General features: G+C 49.9%; 20 protein-coding genes. 10 read left to right on the top strand and 10 right to left on the bottom strand.

Annotated features, from left to right (window positions below; all coding sequences use genetic code 11):
- Positions 1-13 precede the first annotated feature (13 nt).
- On the bottom strand, positions 14-376 hold the full coding sequence (locus M0L20_RS02540) for a hypothetical protein (RefSeq protein ID WP_232559253.1): 363 nt from the start codon (positions 374-376) through the stop codon (positions 14-16).
- A 331-nt stretch (positions 377-707) separates the two neighbouring features.
- Entirely contained in the window at positions 708-1,346 is a 639-nt protein-coding gene (locus M0L20_RS02535) for a 3-keto-disaccharide hydrolase (RefSeq protein WP_425276911.1), read from the bottom strand.
- A gap of 189 nt (positions 1,347-1,535) precedes the next feature.
- Here M0L20_RS02535 and M0L20_RS02530 point away from each other — a divergent pair, with 189 nt between their 5' ends.
- Positions 1,536-2,447 (top strand): LEA/WHy family protein, encoded by a 912-nt coding sequence (locus M0L20_RS02530; protein WP_248475494.1) that lies wholly within the window; start codon positions 1,536-1,538, stop codon positions 2,445-2,447.
- 67 nt (positions 2,448-2,514) lie between these two features.
- Here M0L20_RS02530 and M0L20_RS02525 read toward each other — a convergent pair whose 3' ends face one another.
- The 3 genes from M0L20_RS02525 to M0L20_RS02515 all read right to left on the bottom strand — a co-directional run bounded on the left by M0L20_RS02525 (position 2,515) and on the right by M0L20_RS02515 (position 7,217).
- A complete protein-coding gene (locus M0L20_RS02525; RefSeq protein WP_248475492.1) occupies positions 2,515-4,080 on the bottom strand; it encodes a DUF1501 domain-containing protein in 1,566 nt (521 codons plus the stop codon).
- A gap of 72 nt (positions 4,081-4,152) precedes the next feature.
- Entirely contained in the window at positions 4,153-5,703 is a 1,551-nt protein-coding gene (locus tag M0L20_RS02520; RefSeq protein ID WP_248475490.1) for a DUF1800 domain-containing protein, read from the bottom strand.
- A gap of 263 nt (positions 5,704-5,966) precedes the next feature.
- On the bottom strand, positions 5,967-7,217 hold the full coding sequence (locus M0L20_RS02515) for an MFS transporter (RefSeq protein WP_232559249.1): 1,251 nt from the start codon (positions 7,215-7,217) through the stop codon (positions 5,967-5,969).
- Between the two features lie 431 nt (positions 7,218-7,648).
- Between M0L20_RS02515 and M0L20_RS02510 the strand changes: the two genes are divergently transcribed.
- The 5 genes from M0L20_RS02510 (at position 7,649) to M0L20_RS02490 (ending at position 12,506) form a co-directional block, all read left to right on the top strand.
- A complete protein-coding gene (locus M0L20_RS02510; protein WP_232562869.1) occupies positions 7,649-8,782 on the top strand; it encodes a Gfo/Idh/MocA family protein in 1,134 nt (377 codons plus the stop codon).
- Positions 8,783-8,877: 95 nt separating this feature from the next.
- On the top strand, positions 8,878-10,026 hold the full coding sequence (locus tag M0L20_RS02505; RefSeq protein WP_232559248.1) for a Gfo/Idh/MocA family protein: 1,149 nt from the start codon (positions 8,878-8,880) through the stop codon (positions 10,024-10,026).
- 95 nt (positions 10,027-10,121) lie between these two features.
- Complete coding sequence (locus tag M0L20_RS02500) at positions 10,122-10,439, top strand: four helix bundle protein (protein WP_248475488.1); 318 nt, start codon at positions 10,122-10,124, stop codon at positions 10,437-10,439.
- 44 nt (positions 10,440-10,483) lie between these two features.
- Positions 10,484-11,536 carry a sugar phosphate isomerase/epimerase family protein gene (locus tag M0L20_RS02495; RefSeq protein ID WP_248475486.1) on the top strand — a complete coding sequence of 351 codons (1,053 nt, stop codon included), beginning with the start codon at positions 10,484-10,486 and terminating at the stop codon, positions 11,534-11,536.
- Positions 11,537-11,633: 97 nt separating this feature from the next.
- Positions 11,634-12,506: a YDG/SRA domain-containing protein gene (locus tag M0L20_RS02490; protein WP_248475484.1), complete on the top strand. Its 873-nt coding sequence runs from the start codon at positions 11,634-11,636 to the stop codon at positions 12,504-12,506.
- A 51-nt stretch (positions 12,507-12,557) separates the two neighbouring features.
- On the opposite strand, the gene M0L20_RS02485 is transcribed toward M0L20_RS02490, so the two are convergent.
- Positions 12,558-14,990, bottom strand: a complete 2,433-nt coding sequence (locus M0L20_RS02485; RefSeq protein WP_248475482.1) for an endonuclease MutS2 — start codon at positions 14,988-14,990, stop codon at positions 12,558-12,560.
- A gap of 235 nt (positions 14,991-15,225) precedes the next feature.
- Here M0L20_RS02485 and M0L20_RS02480 point away from each other — a divergent pair, with 235 nt between their 5' ends.
- Both M0L20_RS02480 and M0L20_RS02475 read left to right on the top strand, forming a co-directional pair.
- The gene (locus M0L20_RS02480) at positions 15,226-15,537 is read left to right on the top strand and encodes a hypothetical protein (protein ID WP_232559243.1); all 312 of its coding nucleotides are present in this window, start codon (positions 15,226-15,228) and stop codon (positions 15,535-15,537) included.
- A 211-nt stretch (positions 15,538-15,748) separates the two neighbouring features.
- Positions 15,749-16,684 (top strand): polysaccharide deacetylase family protein, encoded by a 936-nt coding sequence (locus M0L20_RS02475; RefSeq protein WP_232559242.1) that lies wholly within the window; start codon positions 15,749-15,751, stop codon positions 16,682-16,684.
- Positions 16,685-16,766: 82 nt separating this feature from the next.
- Here M0L20_RS02475 and M0L20_RS02470 read toward each other — a convergent pair whose 3' ends face one another.
- Genes M0L20_RS02470 through M0L20_RS02460 form a run of 3 tightly spaced genes read right to left on the bottom strand, consistent with a single transcriptional unit; the run spans position 16,767 to position 21,430 of the window.
- Positions 16,767-17,606 carry a ThuA domain-containing protein gene (locus M0L20_RS02470; RefSeq protein WP_248475480.1) on the bottom strand — a complete coding sequence of 280 codons (840 nt, stop codon included), beginning with the start codon at positions 17,604-17,606 and terminating at the stop codon, positions 16,767-16,769.
- 3 nt (positions 17,607-17,609) lie between these two features.
- Positions 17,610-18,635 (bottom strand): sugar phosphate isomerase/epimerase family protein, encoded by a 1,026-nt coding sequence (locus tag M0L20_RS02465; RefSeq protein ID WP_248475478.1) that lies wholly within the window; start codon positions 18,633-18,635, stop codon positions 17,610-17,612.
- 17 nt (positions 18,636-18,652) lie between these two features.
- Positions 18,653-21,430, bottom strand: a complete 2,778-nt coding sequence (locus tag M0L20_RS02460; protein ID WP_248475476.1) for a PQQ-dependent sugar dehydrogenase — start codon at positions 21,428-21,430, stop codon at positions 18,653-18,655.
- A gap of 82 nt (positions 21,431-21,512) precedes the next feature.
- On the opposite strand from M0L20_RS02460, the gene M0L20_RS02455 reads away from it, so the two are divergent.
- Positions 21,513-22,289, top strand: coding sequence for an NrtR DNA-binding winged helix domain-containing protein (locus M0L20_RS02455; RefSeq protein ID WP_248475474.1), 777 nt, complete (start codon positions 21,513-21,515; stop codon positions 22,287-22,289).
- Between the two features lie 101 nt (positions 22,290-22,390).
- Positions 22,391-23,350 carry an ABC transporter substrate-binding protein gene (locus M0L20_RS02450; RefSeq protein WP_248475469.1) on the top strand — a complete coding sequence of 320 codons (960 nt, stop codon included), beginning with the start codon at positions 22,391-22,393 and terminating at the stop codon, positions 23,348-23,350.
- A 25-nt stretch (positions 23,351-23,375) separates the two neighbouring features.
- Here the strand turns inward: M0L20_RS02450 and moaA are convergent, their stop codons facing one another.
- Positions 23,376-24,356, bottom strand: coding sequence for a GTP 3',8-cyclase MoaA (moaA, locus tag M0L20_RS02445; protein ID WP_248475467.1), 981 nt, complete (start codon positions 24,354-24,356; stop codon positions 23,376-23,378).
- Positions 24,357-24,579: the final 223 nt, after the last annotated feature.

Below are 24,579 nucleotides of genomic sequence, written 5' to 3'. Positions count from 1 at the left end.
TGAATGAAAAATATTATTCGCTGGCTGGCAAATGAGGCAGCGGCTCCACCGAACCGGCTGTATTTACTTCCCGGCGGTCGGTTATGTTGAATTTCGCCATCAATTCGGACGATACCTCATTCGAGTAGGTTCCCTGCGCCGAGACAAACACGCCTTTCAGGCCACCATTCGTGGTGATAGCGTACAGCGTCATTTCGTCGCCGGGATCTGATGTGCCTTCGAAGCGGTGAAATTCATCAACGTCGAATTCTTCACCACGTAATTTTGTCTCGGTGCTCTGTTCGACCAGAAAGTCTTTTTTAGGAGCGAATTCGTGCGTATAACCACGGCTACGCAGGTCCTCCATTGCTTCAGTCAGGGTTTCAAAATGCTTCATAATGTTGTAATGAATTGTATGCAATTACAACTCAAAAAGGCAGCGATAGTTTTACCAGCGAATGATTACTAATTTCTTGTTTGCCCTTTTGAAAAAAATAAGCCGTGTAAGCAGCGAGGAAAACAATTTGCCCACGCACTAAATAGAAAGAAATGGTTAACAAATACGCTGCTTGTTGTGCGCTTAGACTCCATATGCGCGATAATGACTTGTAGCGTATACTCCGCTGGTCAAACCAAGAGTAGAGAATAGGAAAGGGGTACAACAAGCAAACGGGCCAATAAGGAAGCTTCCCTACTGGCCCGTTTGCGTATTCCGACGTCAATACAAACTAATCCGGTAAAACTTTCAGCTGGATGTCTTTGAAGTACACTTTGCTTTTTGGGTCATGTCCTTGCAGCGCAACCGTACCACTGCTTAGTTTTTTCATAGACTTACCCTGGCTAACGCTGTCAGGTTCCATGTACTCATTGATCGTTTTGTCGTTGAGTTTGATGGTTACTTTTTTGCCTTGTACGATGATGTGCTCGGTATACCATTCATCGTCTTTCACAAAAACCTGTTTCACATCTTGGAGGCCATAAACGCTACCCGTTTTGCGCCAGTCGGTATGCGTCTGATTCACCTGAATTTCGTAGCCTTGTGAAGGCCAGCCTGATGGTTGGTAAGCTGTGTGAATAAACATGCCTGAGTTAGAACCGGGCATTGTTTTAACCTGAGCTTTCCACTCAAAATTCTTGAAATTGTGGTTGCCGACGGGACCTTCGTAGAATAAGTGAGCGCGGGGACCCGCAACCACAATGGCGCCGTCCTGAACACTGAACGTACTGGGGCTTTCTTCGGTAACCTTCCAGCCGTTAAGGGTCTTCCCATCAAAAATGCTGACCCAGCCGTCGGCGCTTGGTCGAACCGTTAGATTCATGAACAGCCCAGCTAGTGCAAGAGCCAGAATGATCGAAAATTTTCTCATGTGACAGCGAGTAGAGTTTGGTATCTGGTTAAGAATAAAAAGATCAATCTATACTCTTTGCCGGGCAAAAAAGATGAGTAGCTTGTATGACAAAGCAGTCATTAAGGGCAAGTTGTGAACTAGGCTATTTAATTCAAACAGTCCTTATAAGCACGTCGTTACGTCTTCTTACAATACGCGCGACACGTTATGAAAAAAGGATGGATTATTGCCCTGGCCCTGTTGTTGATCGGTGCAGCCGGTGCCTATATCTGGTACAGTAGACTTAAAAGCAATGCTGCCGCTGAAAACGGCCCTTATGACAACACCCTTAAACCTCGCATAGAGCTTAGCCGGTTTGATATAACGGACATCAGCGACGATGCCATCACCATGAACATGTACATGCTGATCGACAATCCATTGCCCGTAGGCTTTAAGGCACACCAGCTTGATTACACGGTTTACATTGCCAATACGCCCGTGATTGCCGACTCCTACAAAAAACCAATTGAGGTCAAGTCCGGGGATAGTACCGTGGTTATGATGCCGGTTAAAATGCTGAACAAGAAATTAGTGCGAGTGCTGAAAACGCTGGAGGAGAAAGGAATTGATAGTACAACGTATAAAGTCCGGTCCAGCTTTGTGCTTGATGTACCCATCGTCGGTGAAAAAACCTTTGCTGCAACGATGGAACGGCGATTACCGACGGTATACATTCCAAAAATCAAAATCGACGATATTGACCTCGGAAAGTTTGGGTTGAAGCGGATGGACGTAGCCGCTAAAGTGAGCATAACCAATAAAAATAAGTTTCCGATCAATTTCACGGACACGCGTTATACCGTCATGATTGATGGGAAACAGATTGCCGATGGCTATCAACCGGAGCCTGTTGTCATTAAAGCCCAGGCTACCACGCCCGTCGTGTTTCCCGTAACCTCCAAGCCGGGTAAGACGCTAAGCGTGCTGCCGAAGATGCTTTTCGACAAAAAGGACACGCCCTATCTGGTTAACTTCAGTTGTAAGATTGCCGACAAAAGCGATAATCCGATGTTTAAAAACAGCAAGATGATGGCCACCGTTCGAGGAACGCTGGATGATCTAAAAAAACTCAAATAATCGTCAGCCTGTTCCGTGCCATTACCAGAAGCAGGGAACAGGCTTCAAATTTGGTGCTTCCAACAGCTTAGCGAGCGATGATCAGTCGTTTGGTCAACGTACCCCGTTCGGTAGCAACCTGGACTACGTAGCTTCCGGCGGCTAGCGTACTCACATCGAAGTGGACACTGTTCGGCATCACCAGGGTTGGGTTGAGTAACTGCAAACGGCCCTGAACGTCTGTTAATGCGATTGTTTGTAAGCCTTTACTGATATTATCGGCTTCCAGGGTCACATCTGCTGATGCCGGGTTTGGATACAGGTTTACGGTTTGCGGACTTGTATCGACGGCGGTGCTGGAGGATCGGAAGATCGGAGAAACCGAAAAGTCCCGAAAAAGCGTAGCCGTTTCCGTAGCATTGTCAGTGCCAAACCAGTCCGTCAGAACAGCCGCGTAGACTTGCCGAAAATCCGTTTGCATTTTCAAGTTGTTGTTGTCCAAATCACTCAGATTCGGGTTTTTACCGATCATTGGCGTTCGAATGGCGGTACCGAACACAAACATAGGAGCCGACGTTCCGTGATCGGTACCGCGACTGCCGTTCGACATAGCCCGGCGGCCAAACTCCGAAAACGTCATGCCAACGACTCGGTCTTCAACGTTCAGCTTTTCCAGATCCGTCTGAAAGGCCAGGATTGCATCGGACAGGGTTTTGAGCAATTTGGCGTGCGTGCCTGTGGTGGTGTCGTTGGCGTCGACCTGACTGGCGTGCGTATCAAAGCCGCCCAGGGTAACGTAATAAACTTTGGTTTGTAATCCTCCGCTGATCAACCGCGCCACGATCTTCAGCTGATCGCTTAATGAATTGCCGGTCGGGTAAGTCGCTAGATTCTTTCCTTTTCCAGCGGCATTCTTGATTTGGCTGGCGTAGCTAACCGAACTTGCCTGCTGTTGGCGGATATAATCAAGCTGTTGACCAGCGTAGCCCGACTCGCTACCGGATGGGCTGTTCGGGCGCTCGCCCACCAGCCGGGCAAACGTATCAGGGTCCTGGAGTACCAGCGCCATCGAATTGCTTGGACCAAGTAAGGTTGTTGCTGTGACGTAGCCGATCTGGATAGCCGGTGGGTCGGGCATGGCTTTGGATGGGTAGGCTTCCGGAAAATTCGGGTACCGACTATTGAGGTAACGGCCCGTCCAGCCCGACGTAGCTGTCTGATTGGAATCGACGGCGGTCATCCAGATATCGCTCGCCCGAAAATGCGAAAAGTTAGGGGTAGGGTACGACACGCCCTGAATGATACTCATTCTCCCATCGTTGAAGAGCTGCTGCATACCGCTCATGGCCGGATGCAGCCCCGTGCCTGCATAGTTTTTTAACTTTAGCGCCTTCCCTTCGGGAATGGCAATGTTGCCGCGAAACGACGATGACGAATACACACTCATCTGATCGAGCGGAATAACGGTGTTCAACCCATCGTTACCACCCTGAAGCTGAATGATCACCAGTACCCGGTCGGTCTGACTAGCCAGACTGATCATTGACCGTATAAACGAGGACGGCTTGGCAAATGCTTTTGCTCCATAGCCATCGATCAAAACCGGCAGGAGCAGCGACGAAGCGGCATGCTGCAAAAAATGACGACGTTTCATTCAATTCAGAGTAGGATGAGTTAGCGTAGATGCGGCAAAAAGCCGGTAGAGAGTTCTGAGTTCGATAGGCTATCAGGCAATCTGATACTCGGCCATGCGAAAAATGTACTGGAGCAGATTCGTTAGCTTCAGTTGAACGGCCTGTTTCTTAGCCGTATCGTTCGGGTTTCGGACGTAATCGTTCCATTCGCCCGTCCATTCGTAGCGAGGAATCGAACTGAGCAGAACTGTGTCCGTCAGAAAATCTTTCTGAGCCTGAGAAAGTGAAACCGCCAGTAAATGCGTGGTCATGTCATCGACCAGTTTACCCGCATTGGTCGGGTCCGACAGCGATTTGGCATAAGCGAGCACATCAATGACGGGCTTGCCCGCTAGTTTCAAATTACCTGTTGTCAATGTATCGCTGAAACTACCCCGCAAGCCCAGCGTTGTTGAGTTGATCCATTGCTGGTAGTAGCCGGTCTGATAATAAGCTGTCCAGCCGAAAACGTTCGGTGGATCGAGAAGGTCCTGTTGCTGCTCTTTAAGCCGAGCGTATGCATAATTACCTACCTGATAAAAGGTCGTTATCGCCTGTTTTGGGTCGGGAACTGACACACCCCAAAACCGTAGCGTTCCCACAACCAGGTCGGTCGGCGATTTGATAACAGCCCCCCGGATGCTTTCGTCAAAGAAATGCTGGCTTTGAAACAGGGTCCGCAATACGGGTTTGATCTCGAAATTATTTTTCCTGAACAGATCGCCCAACGGTTGAATAACATTGGTTTCGATGGTCGGTGTAATGTCCGAGTTGACAAACCAGCGATAAAGCCGACGGCAGATGTACCGGGGTGTTTCGGCATTGAGCAGAATCATGTCAAGTAGATCGTTCAGCTCATCCAGCCCTGCGTTTGCACCCGCTCTTCCTTTGATAACGGTATTCCGGTAAGTAGTCGAAAAGGATTTGGCGGTTGTATCGTGCCGGTTTGGCTGAAACGTACTGCTGAATGTAGCATTCGTGGCATCGCGGTAGCCGGTATCGACCCAACCCGTCAGCACCTTGGCCGCTGCGCGAACGTCATCTTCGGTATAGCCACCGTTACGACCGATGGTAAACAGCTCCTGTAGCTCGCGGGCGTAGTTTTCGTTTGCTTTCCCAACTACATTCTGATTGCCGTTCAGGAAACGAAGCATCGCCGGGTCCTGCGTAATCGCTATGGCGAATGCTTTAAAGTTGCCCAGAGCGTACTGACGTAACAGCGTATTATACCGGTACGAGTAGCGGTAGTCATCGACCGTGGCGGTGTTGGTCACGAAATGGTTTGACCAGAACAACGTCATTTTTTCCAACAACGACAGCGGTTGACCAAGCATCAGATTGGCCCACCAGGATTTGACATAACCGGTGCGTTTCCCGGCATTTGTCATGTCGAATGGCTGATCGTGAAAGGTTGTTGCGGTAACTGCATCGAGCGGTGGAGATGGAGTCGGCTGGTCGGCTAAAAGCGCGGATAAGAGCTGACTTGCTGTTTTGCCCGTGTTGGTTTTAATCTGTTCGGGAGTAGGACCAAACGTTGTTCGCCGGATCAGATGAGCAACTTGGGCGGCAGTCAGGGGTTGGGTGTAAGCGTCGAGTAAGGCCACGGTATGAACGGTCAAATTCTTCTGGCTAGCATGCGTAATACCGCGTAAATATACTTAGTGCTCTGGCTGATTTTACTGCTTAATTGACTTTTAATGAGGTAGTTAGGCGAATAGGAAACATAATTCCATACTTGATCGGATAATTCTAATTTGCAGTAACATATTAATGAAAAATCATACTTAAGAGATAAGTTTGTAAACAAAAAGCTCCGCGCTGAATTAGCGACGGAGCTTTTCAATAAGGGATAACTTACGGTATAAACTTACAGTTGAGGCTGCTCAGCTACCAACGTTTCGTCAACATGACCCGGCTTGCGGTTCCGCATGAAGAAGTAAAGACCGCTGAACGCAACAATGAGGATAACGGGGAAAATAACCATGTGCGACAAGGTCGCCTGACCAGCCGCTAGTTCCATTGCATCACCCGAAAGACCACGACCTTTTGCTTCTGCGGTTTCCGCATCCAGCCACTTACCAATAACCGGTTGGAAAATAGATGAAGCAAACATGCCCATACCACCCATGATCGACATACCAAATGCACCAGCGCGTGGGATGTATTCAGCAACAAAACCAATCATGGTTGGCCAGAAATAACAAACGCCAATCGCAAAAATGACCGCCGAAACATACACCATTGGACCCGTTGCCGTACTCATCAGGTAAACACCTAGCGCGGCAAAAATAGACGAGCCAAGTAGTACGCCCATCGGGTTCAGGTTATGCACAACCGGACCAGCGAAATACCGCCCTACGGCCATTAAACCCGTTACCAACGCCAGAATAAGCATCGGGCTAGCCCCTGCTTTACCCAAAATCGGGCCAACCCACTGCTCTGGACCGAACTCCGAAATAGCCGTTAGGGCCATGCAAGCCAGCATAAACAGATACAGCGGAGAGAACATTGCCTTCAGGTTAGCACCAGTCGATGCGGCTCCTTCCACTTTGTTGGCCGGAAACTGCTGACCCAGGAACATAAGCGCGTAGATCACGGCAGGAATCAGGATCGAGCCAATTTGATACTGCCAGCCCAGGCCCGCATCGGTCATGAACTTCGACACCAAGGTTCCGATCACGATACCGCCCGGAAACCACATGTGGAAACGGCTGAGCATTTTGATTTTCACGTTGCCTTCGTACATATCGGCAATCATCGGGTTACAGGCCGCTTCAACTGTTCCGTTACCAAAGCCAACGAAGAACGTTGAAAGAAGCAAAGTCCAGTAACCATCGGCTGTAATCGTCATCACCAGCCCGATGACGTGCGTTACAAAAGCAACCCAAACGATGCGTTTAGGGCCAATCACGTTGTATAAAGGACCCCCAAAAATCATAGCAATTGGAAAGCCCAGGAAAGCCATTGCGTTGACGAAGCCCAGCTGTTCGGCGGTCAGGTTGAACTCCTGCCCGAGCTGGGTCAGCACACCGGCTCGAATAGCAAACGCCATAGCGGTCGTGATAAGCGAGAAGCAACTGGCGTTGAACAGTCGCGAACGATTAATGGTCAGGTCCATTTTTTGAAAGAAGGGGATTAAAAATTAGTAATTCGTTAAAGAGTTAAACGGGTTAATGCAGTTGAGAAGAACAAAGAAGGGGCTTTGGAAACATGTCTATTGCATGACTTTTCGGAGCCTGAATTCTCTTTATTCAATAGTTTTCTAAAGACATTCGGCGGCATAAACTCCCCGCTGGATAGTCGTATTTATGCAAAATTTCCGAAAAATAATAGAAAACCGCTAATTTCCGGTCGTGAAAAAGCGAGTAGGTTCCTCCATTGTCAGGCTTGACATAGTACCAAGCTCACCATTCTTTTTTACATTCTGTTGTGGCCGAGTCTGTTGGCGGCAGGCTCGTGCAAATACTCTGTAACCAAAACGCTCATGATCAATCGTAAATTATCCTTAACGAACACTCAACTCGAACACTGATGCACAGAAAATTGCGAATGGGTATGGTTGGCGGAGGGCTTGATGCCTTCATTGGCGCCGTTCACCGCCGGGCGGCAGGTTTTGATAACGAAATTGAACTGGTGTGTGGCGTTTTCAGCGCATCAGCCGAAAAATCGAAAGCGACCGGCCATGCGCTCTACTTACCCGAAGACCGCGTTTATACCTCGTTTGAAGAAATGATCGAACGCGAAAAAACGTTGCCCGAAGGCGAGCGGATGGATTTTGTGTCTATCGTAACGCCAAATCACCTGCACTTCCCGCCCGCTAAGATGGCGCTCGAAAATGGCTTTCACGTTATCTGCGATAAGCCGATGACGCTGAATCTGGAGGAAGCGAAAGAACTGAAAGAAATCGTTGAAAAGTCAGGCTTGGTTTTTGGATTGACGCACAACTATACGGGCTATCCGATGGTGAAAGAAGCCCGCGACATGGTCCGTAACGGAAAATTAGGCCAGATTCGGAAAGTGGTGGTTGAATATCCGCAGGGATGGCTGTCGAAGAAAGAAGAAGACAATAACTACAAACAGGCAATCTGGCGGACGGACCCTACCAAGTCGGGAGCCGCTGGCTGTATGGGTGATATCGGGACGCACGCGGAAAACCTGGCCGAATACGTTACCGGTCTGAAAATAAGCGAGCTTTGTGCCGACCTGAGTGCCTTTGTACCGGGTCGCCAGCTCGACGACGACGGCAACGTACTACTGCGTTTCGACAATGGAGCGAAAGGTGTTCTGCATGCCAGCCAGATTGCGAATGGTGAAGAAAACTCACTGAAGCTATTTGTGTACGGTGAACTGGGTGGCCTGGAGTGGCATCAGATGGATCCCAACACGCTCAAGTACAAGACGCAGGAAGGGCAGCGCATCATCCGCACGAACGTAGGCGATCTATCAGCATCCGCGAAAGCGCACTGGCGGTTGCCAGCGGGCCACCCCGAAGGATTCTTTGAAGCATTCGCGAATATCTATCGCAACTTCGCTTATGCCGTGAAAGCGCACATGGAAGGTCGCCCGGCCGATCCGGTTTATGACTTTCCAAGCGTGGCAGACGGTGTTCGGGGCCTGGCTTTTATCGATACCGTTATTGCCTCGTCGAAGTCGGACGAAAAATGGACGAAGTTTGTGCAGTAAAATAGCTGCTCGGCAGCCAGTCTGGACGGCCACGTCTGGATTTTAGATACGCTACATTGCCCGGACGTGGCCGTCCGGGCGACAAACCCCTGATCATGCAAAAAATTAATGTTGGTGTTGTTGGCACTGGATTCATCGGACCCGCACACATCGAAGCCCTCCGTCGCTTACCAAACACGAATGTCCTTGCTCTTTGTGAGGTAACTGCTGAACTCGCTCGTCAGAAAGCGGATCAACTAGGTATTGAACGTTCGTGCACGTTTGAAGAACTGCTGGCCATGGATGATATCCAGGTAGTCCATATCTGTACGCCAAACTTTCTGCATTACCAGCAGTCGAAAGCGGCTCTGGAAGCGGGTAAGCACGTGGTGTGTGAAAAACCCCTGGCGAAAGATTTACACGAAGCCGAAGAACTGGTAAAACTGGCGAAAGAAACCGGGCTGGTCAATGCGGTTCATTTCAATCTTCGCTACTATCCGCTGGTTCGTCAGATGAAGGCAATGCGGGAGAAAAACGATCTGGGAGACGTCTATTCCGTGATCGGTTCGTATTTGCAGGACTGGCTTTTCTACGATACCGACTACAACTGGCGGCTCGAACCCGACAAGTCGGGCGATTCGCGGGCGATTGCCGATATTGGTTCGCACCTGATGGATAGTCTGGAGTACATCACAGGGCTGAAAACGGTAGCGGTAATGGCCGACTTCAATACGGTCCACAAAGTTCGTAAGAAGCCATTGAAGCCGGTGGAAACCTATTCGGGCAAGATGCTGCAACCCGAAGACTACGCGGATGTCCCCATCAATACGGAAGACCACGCCAACGTGTTGCTGAAGTTTGACAACGGTAACCGGGGCGTCATCACGGTATCGCAGGTGTCGGCGGGTCGTAAGAATCAGATGAAGCTGGAGATTGCCGGATCGAAGCAAACGTTTGCCTGGAATTCGGAAGCGCCCAACGAGATGTGGATCGGTAACCGCGACGGAGCGAACCAGTCGCTCATGCGCGATCCATCGCTGATGCACGCCGAAGCTCGGTCGGTAATCAGTTTCCCCGGTGGTCACAACGAAGGTTTCCCCGATACCTCGAAGCAGTTGTTCAAAGAAGTTTACGACGCCATTGCTGCCGGTAAACAACCCGAAAACCCAACCTTCCCGACCTTTGCCGACGGCTACCGCGAACTGCTTATCTGCGAGAAAATCCTGGAAAGCAACCGCAAACAGGCGTGGGTTACTATTGAGTGATTGTGTGAATGAGTAATCGTTAAGCTCTGAGCAATATAGATACACAGCGATTCGATAAAGGTGAGTTTGCCGATGGCATAGAAAACCGCCTGAAAATGTATACGTTTCGCTGTGTTCAAGTTTTTAGAGCATTGCCTCGATCATACGAAGCGCAACACTTTGGGAAGCAATTAGTCCGTAGTTCGTCGTCATCCGCAGCTAACTACCGAGCCGTAAGACGTGCTCGTAGTAAAAATGAATTCTTTGCTAAACTTAGCATAGTTGTCGAAGAATTAGATGAATCGCTGTTTTGGCTTGAAATGCTCATTTTTACTGAAATTTTGTCAGAAACACGGTTGAGTAGTTTAATCGATGAGGGACACCAGTTATTAAAAATAGTGGCGAAAGCGCGGAACAACACGGGTACTAGCTAAAAAGGGTCACTCAATTACTCAATCACTAATTCACTCAATAAGACATGAAAACAATGAAAGGCCCTGGCATCTTTCTGGCTCAGTTCCTGGGCGATGCCGAACCCTTCAACTCGTTGGAGTCAATTGCCAAATACATGGCCGATCTCGGCTATAAAGGTGTACAGATTCCGACCTGGGACCCTCGGATGATCGACCTGAAACAGGCGTCGGAGAGCAAAACCTACTGCGACGATTACGCGGGTAAACTCAGAGAAATTGGTGTAGAAGTAACCGAACTGGCTACGCACCTGCAAGGACAATTGGTAGCGGTTCATCCGGCTTACGGACCTATGTTCGATGGATTTGGCCCCGCCGAACTGGCCGGCAGACCGAAAGAGCAACAAGCCTGGGCGGTTGATCAGTTGCTGATGACTGCCAAGGCTAGTAAAAACCTGGGTCTGAAAGTAAGCCCCACCTTCTCGGGAGCCTTGCTGTGGCCGTTTATTTATCCGTGGCCGCAGCGTCCGGCTGGTCTGGTAGAAACGGGTTTCAAAGAGTTGGCCGAGCGCTGGACACCCATCCTGAACGCCTACGACGAAGCGGGTATCGATGTCGCTTATGAGTTGCATCCGGGTGAAGATCTGCACGATGGCGTTACGTTTGAGATGTTTCTGGAACACGTCAACAACCATCCACGGGCGGGTATCAACTACGACCCAAGCCACTTCGTGTTACAACAACTGGATTACCTTCAGTTCATTGATTTCTACCACGAGCGTATTTTTGCGTATCACGTTAAGGATGCTGAGTTCAATCCAACGGGTAAGCAGGGTGTGTACGGCGGTTATCAGGGCTGGGTTGAGCGGGCCGGACGGTTCCGTTCGCTGGGCGATGGACAGGTTGATTTCTCCGGTATCTTCTCCAAACTAGCGCAGTACGACTACGACCGGTGGGCGGTACTGGAGTGGGAGTGTGCCATAAAACATCCTGAACAGGGCGCTGCCGAAGGTGCACCGTTCATCGAGAGTCACATCATCCGCGTAACCGAACGAGCTTTCGATGATTTCGCTGGAACGGGTGCCGACGAGAACTTCAACAAGAAAGTGCTCGGGTTGTAGGTTTGATTTTTTGTAAAGGTGGAGTCGGGTTTGAGAACCCGACTCCACGTGTCAAATGCCGGGGTGATTACTTCGGCATTTGTCATATACTCACGCTATGGATCGCATTTTCGGTGAAATCACGGGGATACCCGAAGGAAGTGAGTTTGAAAACCGCTTTTACCTTTCCCAGTACGGCATACATCGCCCTCTGCAAGCGGGAATAAGCGGCTCGCAGACTGAAGGCGCGGACTCGATTGTATTGTCTGGCGGTTACGAGGACGACGAAGACAATGGCGACGAAATTATATACACGGGGCATGGCGGGAGAAGCCAGGTGACGGGCTTACAGGTGAGCGATCAGACCCTCAGCCGACAGAATCTAGCCTTAGCGCTTAACTGTCAGCGAGGGCTACCGGTCAGAGTCATTCGAGGCTACAACCATAATTCGCCGTATTCTCCTTCGGTGGGGTACCGGTATGATGGCTTGTATCGGGTAGACAGTTACTGGCGAGAGAAAGGATTGTCCGGTTTTTTCGTCTGGCGATTTCGGCTGATCAAGATCAAACCGTTATCGGATGCTAACCAGGTTTCGGAAGAGCAACCCACCTACGGACAAACGCAGCGGGTCGATACAAGTGTGTCTAGAATCGTGCGCGACAGCCAACTAAGCCGGTTTATTAAAGAACTGTATGGCTATCATTGTCAGGTTTGTCAGCATACAATCGAAACAAACATCGGTCCCTACGCCGAAGCGGCTCACATCCGACCATTAGGGCGGCCCCATGATGGCCCCGATGTGTTAACTAATTTGCTGTGCCTGTGTCCAAACCATCATGTCATGTTTGACTTTGGCGGGTTTAGCATAGCTGATGATTTGAGCCTACTGGGGGTGAAGGGTAAACTTTATAATCACAAGAGCCATGTTGTTGGCATTGAGTATCTTCAATACCATCGGCAGCATTTCTTCTCTCGTGAAGTCGGGGTTTAAAACCCGACTTCACGAGAGAAGCCTCAGATAAAAAAAGCGATATTCTTGCTTCTATTTCATTCGGACGATGGTTACGCCCGCGCCACCGCGGTCGGCGTGTTCGTCTTCCATCTTACCAACTTGCTTGTAACCACGCAGGTGATTCCGTACGAGCGTCCGAAGAATACCGTCGCCTTTGCCGTGAACAATGCGCAGTTCGGGATAACCGAGCATCAGCGCATCATCGACAAAACGGTCTACTTCGCCGAGGGCTTCTTCGCCCCGCTTGCCCCGGATGTCGAGGTTGAAGCTAAAGTGCTGCATCTTCTCGTTCATATCCAGCCCCTGACTACGCGGGCGGTCATCTTTCGTTTCAGTCGCGTCTTTGAAGGCTTTCTTGCTTACCTTTTCCAGCCGATTCACTTTCACGTTCGACTTCAGATCACCGATGCGAATTTCGGCATCTTTACCGCGCAACGATAGGACTTGACCCACCGCATTCTGTCCGGCAATGCGTACGTAGCTACCGACCGTAATTGCCCCATTGTCGGCTTCAAATTCTTCTTCTGCCGGTTTGGGTTTATCCGCAACAAGCATTTCGGGCTTTAGCTCTTTCTGCTCAAACTGCTCCAAATCCTGCCGAACCTGTCGGGTTGCTTCGCGTTCGGCCTTATTTTCCTTGATCTCACGAATTGTGCTCTCGATCCGTTGATTCGCTTCCTGAACCAACGCTTTTGCTTTCAGTTTGGCGTTATTGATCAAGAGTTTCTGTTCGTTGTCAAGCCGGGTTTTCAGCGCCGTATATTCAGCCAGTTGTTGAGCCAGTTTCCGCTGATTGATGCTTATCTCCAAGTTTCTCTCCGAGAACACACGCTTTTCAATATCCAGCTCTTTTAACAGCTTCTCGAAGTTTACCTGCTGATTGCCCAGCTTCTCTTTTGCCCGGTCGATTACGCCTTTGGGTAAGCCGATCTTCTGCGCAATTTCGAAGGCAAACGAACTACCCGGACGACCAATTTCCAGCTGGTAGAGCGGTTCCAGATTTTCGCCGTCGAAGCGCATCGCTCCGTTGATCAATCCCGACGTTTTGTCGGCAAAGACTTTCAGGTTGGTGTAGTGCGTATTGATGACTCCGTAAGCCCCCGACTTATTTAATTCTTCCAGGATCGACTCCGCAATTGCTCCGCCCAAACCCGGCTCCGTACCCGTCCCAAATTCGTCAATCAGAAACAAAGTCCGTTTGTTGGAGCCAATTACAAACTGCTTCATCGCCGTCAGGTGCGACGAGTAGGTACTCAGGTCATTTTCGAGCGATTGTTCGTCGCCAATGTCAATGAATAGGTTCTGAAAAACGCCCATCTCGGAGTAGTCCGCCATCGGAACCAGCAATCCGCACTGGAGCATGTACTGTACCAGGCCAATGGTTTTCAGCGCTACCGACTTACCACCCGCGTTGGGACCGGAAATGATCAGAATTCGTGTTTTTTCCTCAAGGCGAACGCTTAACGGTATGACCGTTTTTCCCTGCTTCTGGAAGGATAAGTGCAACAGCGGATGCCGGGCGTCAATCCAGTTTACGAATGGTCGCTCCATAAGCTTCGGCATGATAGCATCCAGTTGAACCGCCAGCTTTGCCTTCGCCCGGATGAAGTCAATCTGGGCCAGAAAGTTTACGGCTTTCCTGAGTTCGTCCAGATGTGGACGAATTTGATCCGTCAGTGCGAGCAGAATCCGGTGGATTTCGCGCCGTTCTTCGTACTCAAGTTCCCGGATTTCGTTGTTCGCGTCGAAAACTTCAGCTGGTTCGAGAAACACGGTTTGTCCCGTTTGCGACTCATCATGCACAAATCCCTTGATCTTGCGCTTGTGTTCAGCGGCAATCGGAATCACCAACCGTCCACCCCGAATGGTTAAGCTTAAATCATCCGGGATCCAGCCGTTCTGGCGGGCTTGCCGCAAAATGCTGTCGAGCCGTTTGCGCAGGTTGGCCTGCTCACTAATAATACGGCGACGGATGCTGGCCAGTTCGGGCGAAGCCGAGTCGCGGACAAGACCCCGATCATCGATGACCCGTTCCAGGGCGTTTGTTAAATTTTTATCGACACCTATCGGACCGGCCAATTCACGCAGGAACGGGAAGCTACGGTCAGCATGGGCGTTGTTTTCTTCCCGTTTGGCGAGAAATTTCAGACAGTCCTGAATGGTCCTCAGCGCCAGTTTTAGATCGAAAAATTCGGCTTCCGTCAAGGCGAGACCTTCAACGCGGGCGCGGTTCAGGTGGGGCCGAACGTCAATATAATTACTGCTTGGAAATTCAGGTTCGTACTGGACAATCTGCTTAAACTCATCGGTTTGTCGTAGCAGCTTATCGATTAGTTGAGCGTTGTCCGTAAATCGAATCTTCTCAACGTAATCCTGGCCTAACTGACTGACGCAGGCGTCTTTGAGATGTTGACGAATGGTGTCAAACCCGAGTTTTTGTTCTAGTGTATTTGGGTAAAGCATTTAATGGGTGAAAAGGCGTTATAAATAGCCATTTAGATAACGTTTATTGGCCTGGGGAGGTTCGCTACAGAAATTCCTTTATATATGTGACCAGCTGGTAATAGAGCGCGTCATAAATCCGGTTAAAGTTTTTGAAAATACTTTGTATTATACTTACGTTTACTTAGAAATTAATAAGCGTAAAGAAACAAGGTAATGTTATCAATCACTGGTTTATCGAAACTACATATCATACATGGATAATTATCTTGTGGTGTACTATAAAGGCAATGAGCCCACCTTTGCCTACACCGAAACCGTCGAAGCTGCTCTTTCGTATGCCGTATCAATAACGACTAGTCAAAAAAACGACAAAGAGGATACGTTGTCAATTATTGAGGTGTCTACTGATAAAATCGTTTTTTACAGTCAGGGGGAAAACATAGTCAATAAACTAAAGGCTAAGACCCGCCCAACCATAAAAAACAAGCTTGCTGCTTATTCCTGGGTTCGCTTACTTATGAACTGGATGGGACTTGGTATGCGGTTGGCAAAGCCAAGTAATTAGTCCGGGTTGAACGGTAGCTGGAAAGTTATCTTGCTAATTTTAAGGCTCTTTATTTCGGTGCTGGGGCTGAAAATTGGCTCGCGAAATACAGGATTGTTTATGAAATGTCAGCTGTCGTTAAGTACCGTAGCATTAAATTTTAACTTCCTGACTAAAAACTATACGCTGAGCCGAAGTCTTTTCAGTATGTTTGGGGACATACTTATTTACTATGCTTACCCGTACAATCGTTCCCTTTCTAACGGCTGTTTGTTTATCTGCTTCCCTTAGTGCTACATTAACTGGTTGCCAATCAAAAGGCTCCGACACTGCCGAATCGACAAAAACGACTACGGCGACCGAAGCATCCAACGCGGATAAACCCGCTAAAGCTAACGCCGAAACAGCACCCTCCGTTGATCCGACAAGTATTCCTGCCAGCAAGATAGCGGATGCGGCTACTATTTTGTCTCGTCCTCAGGTACCCATTCTGTGTTATCACCAGATTCGGGATTGGCGAGCGAGTGACTCCAAATCGGCGAAAGATTACATCATTCCGGTGGCCGCTTTCAAAGAACAGATGCAGATGCTGGCCGATAGTGGTTACCACACTATTTTGCCCGATCAGCTTTACGCGTATCTGACGACTGGCGCACCTCTGCCGCCTAAGCCATTCATGCTCACGTTCGATGATGGCGATCTGGACCAGTACGAAGTGGCAGCGCCTGAACTCGAAAAGCATGGCTTCAAAGGGTCATTTTTTATCATGACCGTCGCCATCGGTCGTCGGGGTAAGCAGCCGTACATGGATAAGGCCCAGATCAAGGATTTGTCTGATCGGGGGCATACCATTGGCGCGCATACCTGGGATCACCACAACGTGAAGAAATACCAGGGCGAAGATTGGAAAATACAACTGGAAGAGCCTAAAGCTAAGCTGGAAGCGATTACCGGTAAACCAGTTCGGTATTTTGCTTATCCATTCGGTCTGTGGAATAAGCCTGCTCTGCCTGAACTACAGAAACGGGGTTATGCAGCTGCGTTCACGCTGGCTGACAAACGCGATGATCAGATGCCGCTCTATACCGTCCGGCGGATTATTGCGGGTGGGCAGTGGAAAGCAAAGACCATGTATCGGAACATGATTCAAAGCTTCGATAACAAATAATTGAGGTTAAACCCAACAGAAAAAGCGGCTCCGGAGCCGCTTTTTCTGTTTTCTACTGACCTAAGCGAAGTGGTTGCCAGCGCTACTTAAACCGTCCAGCCCATTCGATACCCGCTACGATATGAGGCATCGCGTTTGGATCGGTAAATGTTTCGTTTGTGTGCCCCATGCCGGTGTAAAAAACGCGGCCTTTGCGAACAGTATTTGTCCACGAAATAGGGTGATCTCCGCCCATCGCTTTCGGTAAGGTGGCTTTGTACGACGCTTCGTTGAGAGTCAACAACACCTGAATGCTGTCTTTACCCCGTACGCTTTGCTTAAAGTTGTACCATTCATCGACCTTACGCCATTTGGCAGGCAGATGCTTCGTCGTTGGATGCGTACGCGTGTCCGTAATGATCTCGGCTTCGGGCGTGTGTTCGGGAAAAAGCGGATGATCGCGGAAGTGCGTACCCAGCAAATGATCGTACCAATCCCAGCTGTATTCCGTATCCGAGGCCGCGTGAATACCCACGTACCCGCCACCATTTTCGACGAACTGTTCGAAAGCTTTTTCCTGATCTGCGGTCAGAATATCGCCGGTTGTTGACAGAAACACAACGACCTTAAAGCGACGTAGGTAATCATCGTTAAAGAACGCACCGTTCTCGGTCGTACGAACATCCCAGCCTCTTTCCTTCCCGGCCTTTTGCAGCGCATCAATACCGGGTTCAATTGACTCATGCCGGAAACCGTTCGTCTTTGAGAAGATCAATACGCCTTTCTCGCCAACCTGACCCGGATCTGCCGGACGAACGGTGTCAAAGACCGGTTCTTGCGCGGGAAGTTGTCTGGTCACGTACATACCGAACAGGACGGCGCCACCCACCAGTAGCGCTAGGAACAGAACTAGACCCAGTACGATTTTTAGTGGTTTGCGCATGGTTTAGGCCAGTTCAGTTCGTACTCGTTCGAGCAGACTCTTCGTGGCTTTGATGCCGTCGGCAGTAGATAGATAACCACCCGTCGGATTGTACATGCTCATGATACCACCTTCGTACTCAACGCCCACATAACCGCTGAAACCTGCATCCTTGATGATCTGGAACATCCGCCGAAAATCGGTCTCGGTCTCGTTGCCCTTGGCGTCGAACTTATGCGTTTTGGCACTGATTCCTTTGGCGTAAGGCATCATTTTTTTGACCCCTTCGTACCGATCATATTCTTTGATGCATTTGGTGCCCATGACCCCCTTTATATCGTTGGTTTCCGGCTTGCTGCGCTGCATACAGAAATTGCCGAAATCAGGGAGGAGACCCGCGTTGGGCATGTTGACCTGCTTCAGGATACCTACCAGCCAGTCGATATTGGTCGAATTACCGAAGTGATTTTCGACAATTACGTTGATGTTCGATTTAGCGGCATATTCCAGCAGTTTGTGGTAGCCATCGGCAGCGGCTTTGGCCGCTTCGTCAGCGGGATCATCGGGCGTTCCCGATAACGCTTTTGACGAATCGCCCAGGTTGACCCGAATAGCACTGCATCCCAGAAATTTGGCGGCTTCGACCCAGGGACGATGCGCTTCAACGGCTTGCTGGCGTTTCGTTGCATCCAGATCGGCAATGTTAGCGCCATCAACCATGATGAGGTTATTTTTCATGCCCAGGTCGTCGCAGCGCTGCTTAAGCTCTTTCAAATAAGCCTGATCGGTATGCTTGTCGTTGAAAAACATGGAAACATACTCCAGTACGTTGATACCGAAATCGTTTTTGGCACGCGCCGGAAAATCCATGTTGGTCATTTTGCCGGAGAACAGATCGCCCGCGAACGAAAACTCAGCCAGGGAGATGTCGAAATTGAATTTTTTAGCGGGCATATGGGCAAAGGATTGGGTTGGCAAAACGGACGACAGGCCGATACCGGCGGCTGTCAGGCCAAGTTGGTTTAGGAACTCACGACGAGATTGACTCATTTCAGTAGGAGAAGGGATTAGTTAGAAAATTGAACGGTAGCAGGGACAAAGAGCGGAGCTTTACCCGCTTTCTCGTTTTTAAAGACAAAATACAAATCGTGCGTACCGGTAGTAGGCGTAACGCTTACCTTCGCCATGCTTGGCTTAAACATCTCAGCGGGGTCCTTGCTTTCGCTGGGCAAAATGTCTTCAGTTTGTCCCAATAATTTGCCGGTTGGCGAATCGATCCGCACTTCAATGCGACCGCCCACGGCACTCAACTGCGTTTTAGGAACCGCCACGGCAAATTCCATTGCCTTGATTCCCGTCAGATCGAGCTGATTGAATTGAACGTACGTATCCGCCCCCATGACGATCACCAGCGGGTACGGTTGTGTACCCATTTTGAAGAGGTTTATCCCTTTCGACTGACGGTCGCTTGATCCCATCGCCATCACCGGATTGCGCAGAATAAGCGTTTGTTCGGCGGTCTGCGCGGGCAAATTGTTCGCGCCTTTGTCTTTGTAAGATGCCTGAAACACCAGATTCCCTTTTTCGTTCTGAGCCGGTGTGTACGTTCCTTTGGCAGGTAATAGGGGGTTAGCAACTTTCTGGTCCGACAGCGTAAGAATGTACTTAACAATCTCGCCCGCGTCAGCTTGATTCAACTGAGGGTGAGCCGTCATAATGGCGTCGCCCCACACGCCACCACCGCCTTTGATGATCTTGTTCGACAGGCTGGCTACGGCATTTGCGTCGCCTTTGTAGCGTTTCGCAACGTCGATAAACGAGGGACCGACCGATTTTTTATCCGTAAAATGACAGGCTTTACAATCGCTCTTGTCCATGAGCGTTTTGCCAGTACCCAGATAAGCCGCTTCCGAAAACTTATGCCCTTCGCTGCTGCCTGTTTCCTTCGCATTGGCTTCGTTCATGTAGTTCGCCCGCACTAAAACCTGTTTCGCTGGAATGCGACCACTCGCCAGACTTCCGTCTTCCTTGTCGGTTACGCTTACCTGATACGCAATCGGCTGACCGGGGAAATAAAAGCTTTTGTTTCCATTCGTGATATCCAGCGTCACCTGGGGTGGCTGGTTTCCCGCTGTAATGTCTACCTCGCGGGTACTGGCGAGTCCGTGGGCGTCGGTCACGGTCAGAATCGCTTTGTATTGACCGGGTTTCTGAAACGTGAAAGTCGGATTCGGCTCGGTCAAAACCGTTGGCTGTCCGCCCGTCCGGCTTACAATTTTCCATTGGTAGGTTAACGCATCGCCGTCGAAATCGGTAGTACCTGCCGATGATAGATTTACTTTCAGAGGTACCGCACCCGCTTTCTGACTGGCCGCTAGCCGTACGTTGGGTTTACGGTTGCCCCCGTTAAATTCAATGCGTACCAACCGCGAGTCATCATTTTTGAGGAACCAGCCCGTACCATATTCGAGTACGTACAGATCACCATTTGGCCCAAATGCCATGTCAATCGGGTGGCTCAACGGCATATTGGGCAGGAACCGCTCCATCTTGGTCATGTCGCCCTTACTGTCGAAGCTGACCGCCAGAATCATGTCGCGCATCCATTCGTACAGAAAGAGTTTTCCGTTGTAGTACTCTGGAAAAGGACGCTTAGCGCCTTTGAAATCGTCTTTATAGTAAGCAGGACCAGCCATCGCGCTGCGGCCACCGCTGCCCATGAGCGGAAACTTCTTGCTTTCAGCCGCTGGGTACGAAATCAAAGCGGGCTGAGCGGGCGGGAGATCGCGAAGACCGGTACTGTTCGGCGAATCGTTGAACGGATGAGCCGGATCGAATTTAGCGCCTGATTTGTTGGTTACGAAATCGAGGTCGTTGTAGGCTTTGTTGTCGCCCACAAAGTAAGGCCAGCCAAAATTGCCGGGCTTTTTTGCCTGATTGTACTCATCTTCGGCGGTCGGGCCAACACCAACGGAATCGGTTCCTGCGTCGGGACCAACGTCTCCCCAGTATACGTAGTTTGTTCGTTTATCGACCGAAATGCGGTACGGATTGCGGTGACCCATCGTGTAAATCTCAGGCCGTGTTTTGGGCGTTCCTTTTGCGAACAGGTTGCCTTCCGGAATCGTGTAGGTTCCGTCCGCTTCGGGGTGAATACGAAGAATTTTTCCCCGCAGATCGTTGGTATTAGCCGACGATTTCTGAGCATCCCACGGACTGCGGTCGGGCCGCTCATCGATGGGCGCGTAGAGCGTCGCGCGGGGGCTGGTGTTATCACCGGTCGATAGGTACAGGTTACCGTCGCGGTCCCAGTCGATTGAGCCGCCGGTATGACAGCATTGCTCGCGTTGCACCGGAACTTCCAGCAACACCTTTTTTGACGAAAGAACCAACTCATCGCCCTGTAATTCGTAGCGGGTCAGAATATTCTTGGGCTCGTCGCCAGCGGGCGAGTAGTAGAGGTATACCCAGTGGTTTTTAGTAAAATCAGGGTCGATGTTAACACCGAGCAGACCATCTTCCGCTTCGGTTTCGTGGCCTTCTTTGTCTTTGTATTTGGTGCTAACCGGAATGGTAGCGATCGTTTTGAGTTGCTTGGTCGTCGGCGAAAAAAGTCTGACCTCGCCATGCCGTTCGATAAACAATACACGTTCATCGGGTAGAACGGCCATTTCGAGCGGCTCATTAAGCTTTTCGGCCAAGACTACTTTTGTGAAGCGGTTCTCGTCGGGCAAATCGCCGGGATCGACGAAGGGCCTGACCGAGTAAGCCCACAGACCGATAGCGCCTACACACAAGGTAGCCAGGGTCCGGAAAGGTTGTAGCGTAAAGGAATGTTGTTTCATTGACAATGCGTATTTTCAACACAATAATAGCTTTATTTGCCATTGTGTATGAAAAACACACTATAAATATTTTAAAATTTACATGGCCGAGTACAAAAACCAGTTTCAGCAGCTTATTTTAGATCTAAAGACTAATTACATTCCCTCTGTCTCAATCGACTTCGTCATCTTCGGCTTTCACGACGGACAGTTAAAAGTGCTGTTGTTACGCTGGAAAGGAACGGACGAGTGGAGCTTACCGGGTGGACGGATTCGTCACGAAGAAGATCTTCAGGCTGCGGCTTATCGAAGCCTGAACGAGCGGACCGGCTTAAGCGAAATTTTCCTTCAGCAATTTCATACATTCGGTGATGTGGTACGTTACATCAATTTTAGCCAGCAGGAGACATTAGCCAAGTTAGGTTTGCCCGAAGATCTGGCTAGTGAAGTGATGGGTCGTGATGTGTCGGTCGGTTATTACGCGCTGGTCGAATTCGCGAATGTGATTCCAAGCCCTGATTTCTTCACGGAAGAATGTCGCTGGTGGGACATTGACCAGATTCCGCCCTTGCTTTTCGACCACAACAGCATGGTTACGCTAGCCTTGAAGACGTTACGCCGACAACTCAGTTACCAGCCCATTGGCTATAAGTTGCTGCCCGATAAATTTACCATGCCCGACCTACAGCAACTCTACGAAACGATTCTTGGGCAGTCGCTGGATCGCCGGAACTTTCAGAAACGTATGCTGGGGTACGGCATTTTGGAGCGGCTGGAGGAGCGTAAGACGGGGGGCGCTCATAAAGCACCGTATTTATACCGGTTCGATAAGGAAAAATACCAGCAGGCATTGGCTGATGAAACCCTTTTTGTCGGCTAAGCGTTTTTCGGCAGCATGTATACTAGACGCGTTTTGCGTGCGTTTGCAAAAAACCTTCCTACTTTTGGATGGTTAAACAAGCCGTAATAGTACGGACTACCATGACTACAAAAATTCGTGTAGCGCTCGACCGGACGCCAAACACTAACCACACCGGATTTTACGTCGCTCTGGCAAAAGGATCTTATCAGGAGGCCGGTCTTGACGTTGAATTTATTTCTCCCGATCAGGATGACTACCAGATGATGCCCGCCCGGCGCTTAGCGCAGGGTAAGTGTGAACTGGCCATTACGCCTTCCGAAAGTGTGATCAGCTACCAAACCAACGGTACTGATCTGGTGGCTGTCGCTACCGTGCTCGCCCGCGACATAAGCGCTATTGTAACGCTCAGTGAAAGCGGTATTGATCGACCGCAGAAACTGGATGGTAAAGTCTACGCGTCGTATGGCGCCCGCTACGAAGAGGATATTATTCGGCAGCTTATCCAGAACGACGAAGGACGCGGTCAGGTCCTCTCGCACAAACTAGGGTGGTCGGAGATCTGGAAAGCTTTGTTAACCAGAGAGGTCGATGCTGCCTGGTTCTGGCTGACCTGGGAGGGCGTTCGGGCCGATATTGATGGGGTCGAGTTGAATCAATTTCTATTCGACGATTACGCGATTCCCTACGGATACAATCCCTTACTAACCGCACAGCGAAGCTGGGTTGAACAGAATCCGGAGGCATTACGGCAGTTTCTGGAAGCAACGGCTGCCGGGTTCCGGTATGCAGCTAAGAATTCCGATGAAGCTGCTCGTATCTTAAGAAAAACGGTAAAGCATCCGGCATTGGCCGACCGGAATTTTGTGGATCAGAGTCAGCAAATGGTTTCCTGTTATTACCTGGATGGTGAAGGCAACTGGGGCTTTATGCACCGAAGCGTCTGGACATCGTTCGTTAACTGGATGATTCGCAACCGGATGCTGACAGATCGTGACGGTGAACTCATTCAGCAACTCGACATCGACCGTCTCTTCACGAACGAATTCCTGGAGAATACGCCCGTTCCGATTCGGTTATAAGCCGAGACTTTCGTGCTATAAGAAATTAACCACCAATTGTCGACATCGACTCCGTAACAACATCCCGGCCCTGTTCGGCTTCAAAGCCGTTGGCCGGGCGGTGAGCAAAGGCTTTCAGGAAAGCTGTAATCAATTCGTCGTCGGATGCGCCCGCCCGGATCAGCGCGCGGATGTCAAGCACACCGTTGTCATAAAGGCAGGTTTTAAGGGTTCCCTGCGCCGTCAGACGAATCCGGTTGCAGGTACCGCAGAACGTGCGACTGAAAGCGGCAATCACACCAATTGTTCCCTGATGACCTGGAATCTGGTAGTTGGCCGACGTAGAAAACGGCGGGTCGGGTAGCTTTTGCAGGGTCGGGTACTGGGCTCTTATCTCTTCGATGATACGTCGGTGAGTCCAGTGCAATACGGGGTAATGACTACCTTCCCCGTTAAACGGCATTTCTTCAATAAACCGAACATCGACGGGTAACAGGCGGGTCATCTCCGTAAGTGGAATCAAGTCCTGCGTGTTTTGTCCGTCCATCACAACCGCGTTGATTTTCGTCTGAATACCCGCTTCCAGCAGCGCGTCGAGGGTTTTCAGAACGGCGGGTAATTCGTCGCGTCGGGTGATTTTATGAAATCGTTCCCGATCAAGTGTGTCCAGACTCAGGTTGACCGCACGAACGCCGAGTGCCGCCAGATCAGCAACGTGAGGTGCCGTCAAAACACCGTTGGTTGTTAGTGAAATATCCTTGAGCCCATCAACTTCGGCCAGCCGATGCAGGAAGTCCATTAGTCCCGTTCGGACAAACGGCTCTCCACCCGTTATTCGTACTTTCGACACCCCAAGCCGAGCTAGTACACGCACAACTCGCTCCATTTCTTCGTATGAAAGCAGCTGGTGTTTGGGCAGGTACTTGATCCCTTCTTCGGGCATGCAGTAAAAGCACCGCAAATTGCAACGGTCGGTTACGGCTAGCCGAAGGTAAGAGATAGGGCGATTGTGATTGTCGTAGATCATGAGCGTATTGACCCAACACGAAAATACGGATTTTGATTGCACGGAAGCGTATATATAGCTTCTTCACAGGTAAAAGTTATTTTGTGCAGTAAGTCGCTCCCCTGATTAGACGATGGGTAACACCATTTACTAAATGGACTTCGTATACGGGTAACTAAAATAGTAAGTAAAAATACGTTGGCAGGCGGAACATATTTGTTATTTAAAATTTAGTATTATTTTT

Source organism: Spirosoma liriopis (assembly GCF_023196085.1).
GTDB classification, from domain to species: domain Bacteria; phylum Bacteroidota; class Bacteroidia; order Cytophagales; family Spirosomataceae; genus Spirosoma; species Spirosoma oryzicola.
This window is presented reverse-complemented; position numbering and strand designations above follow the sequence as displayed.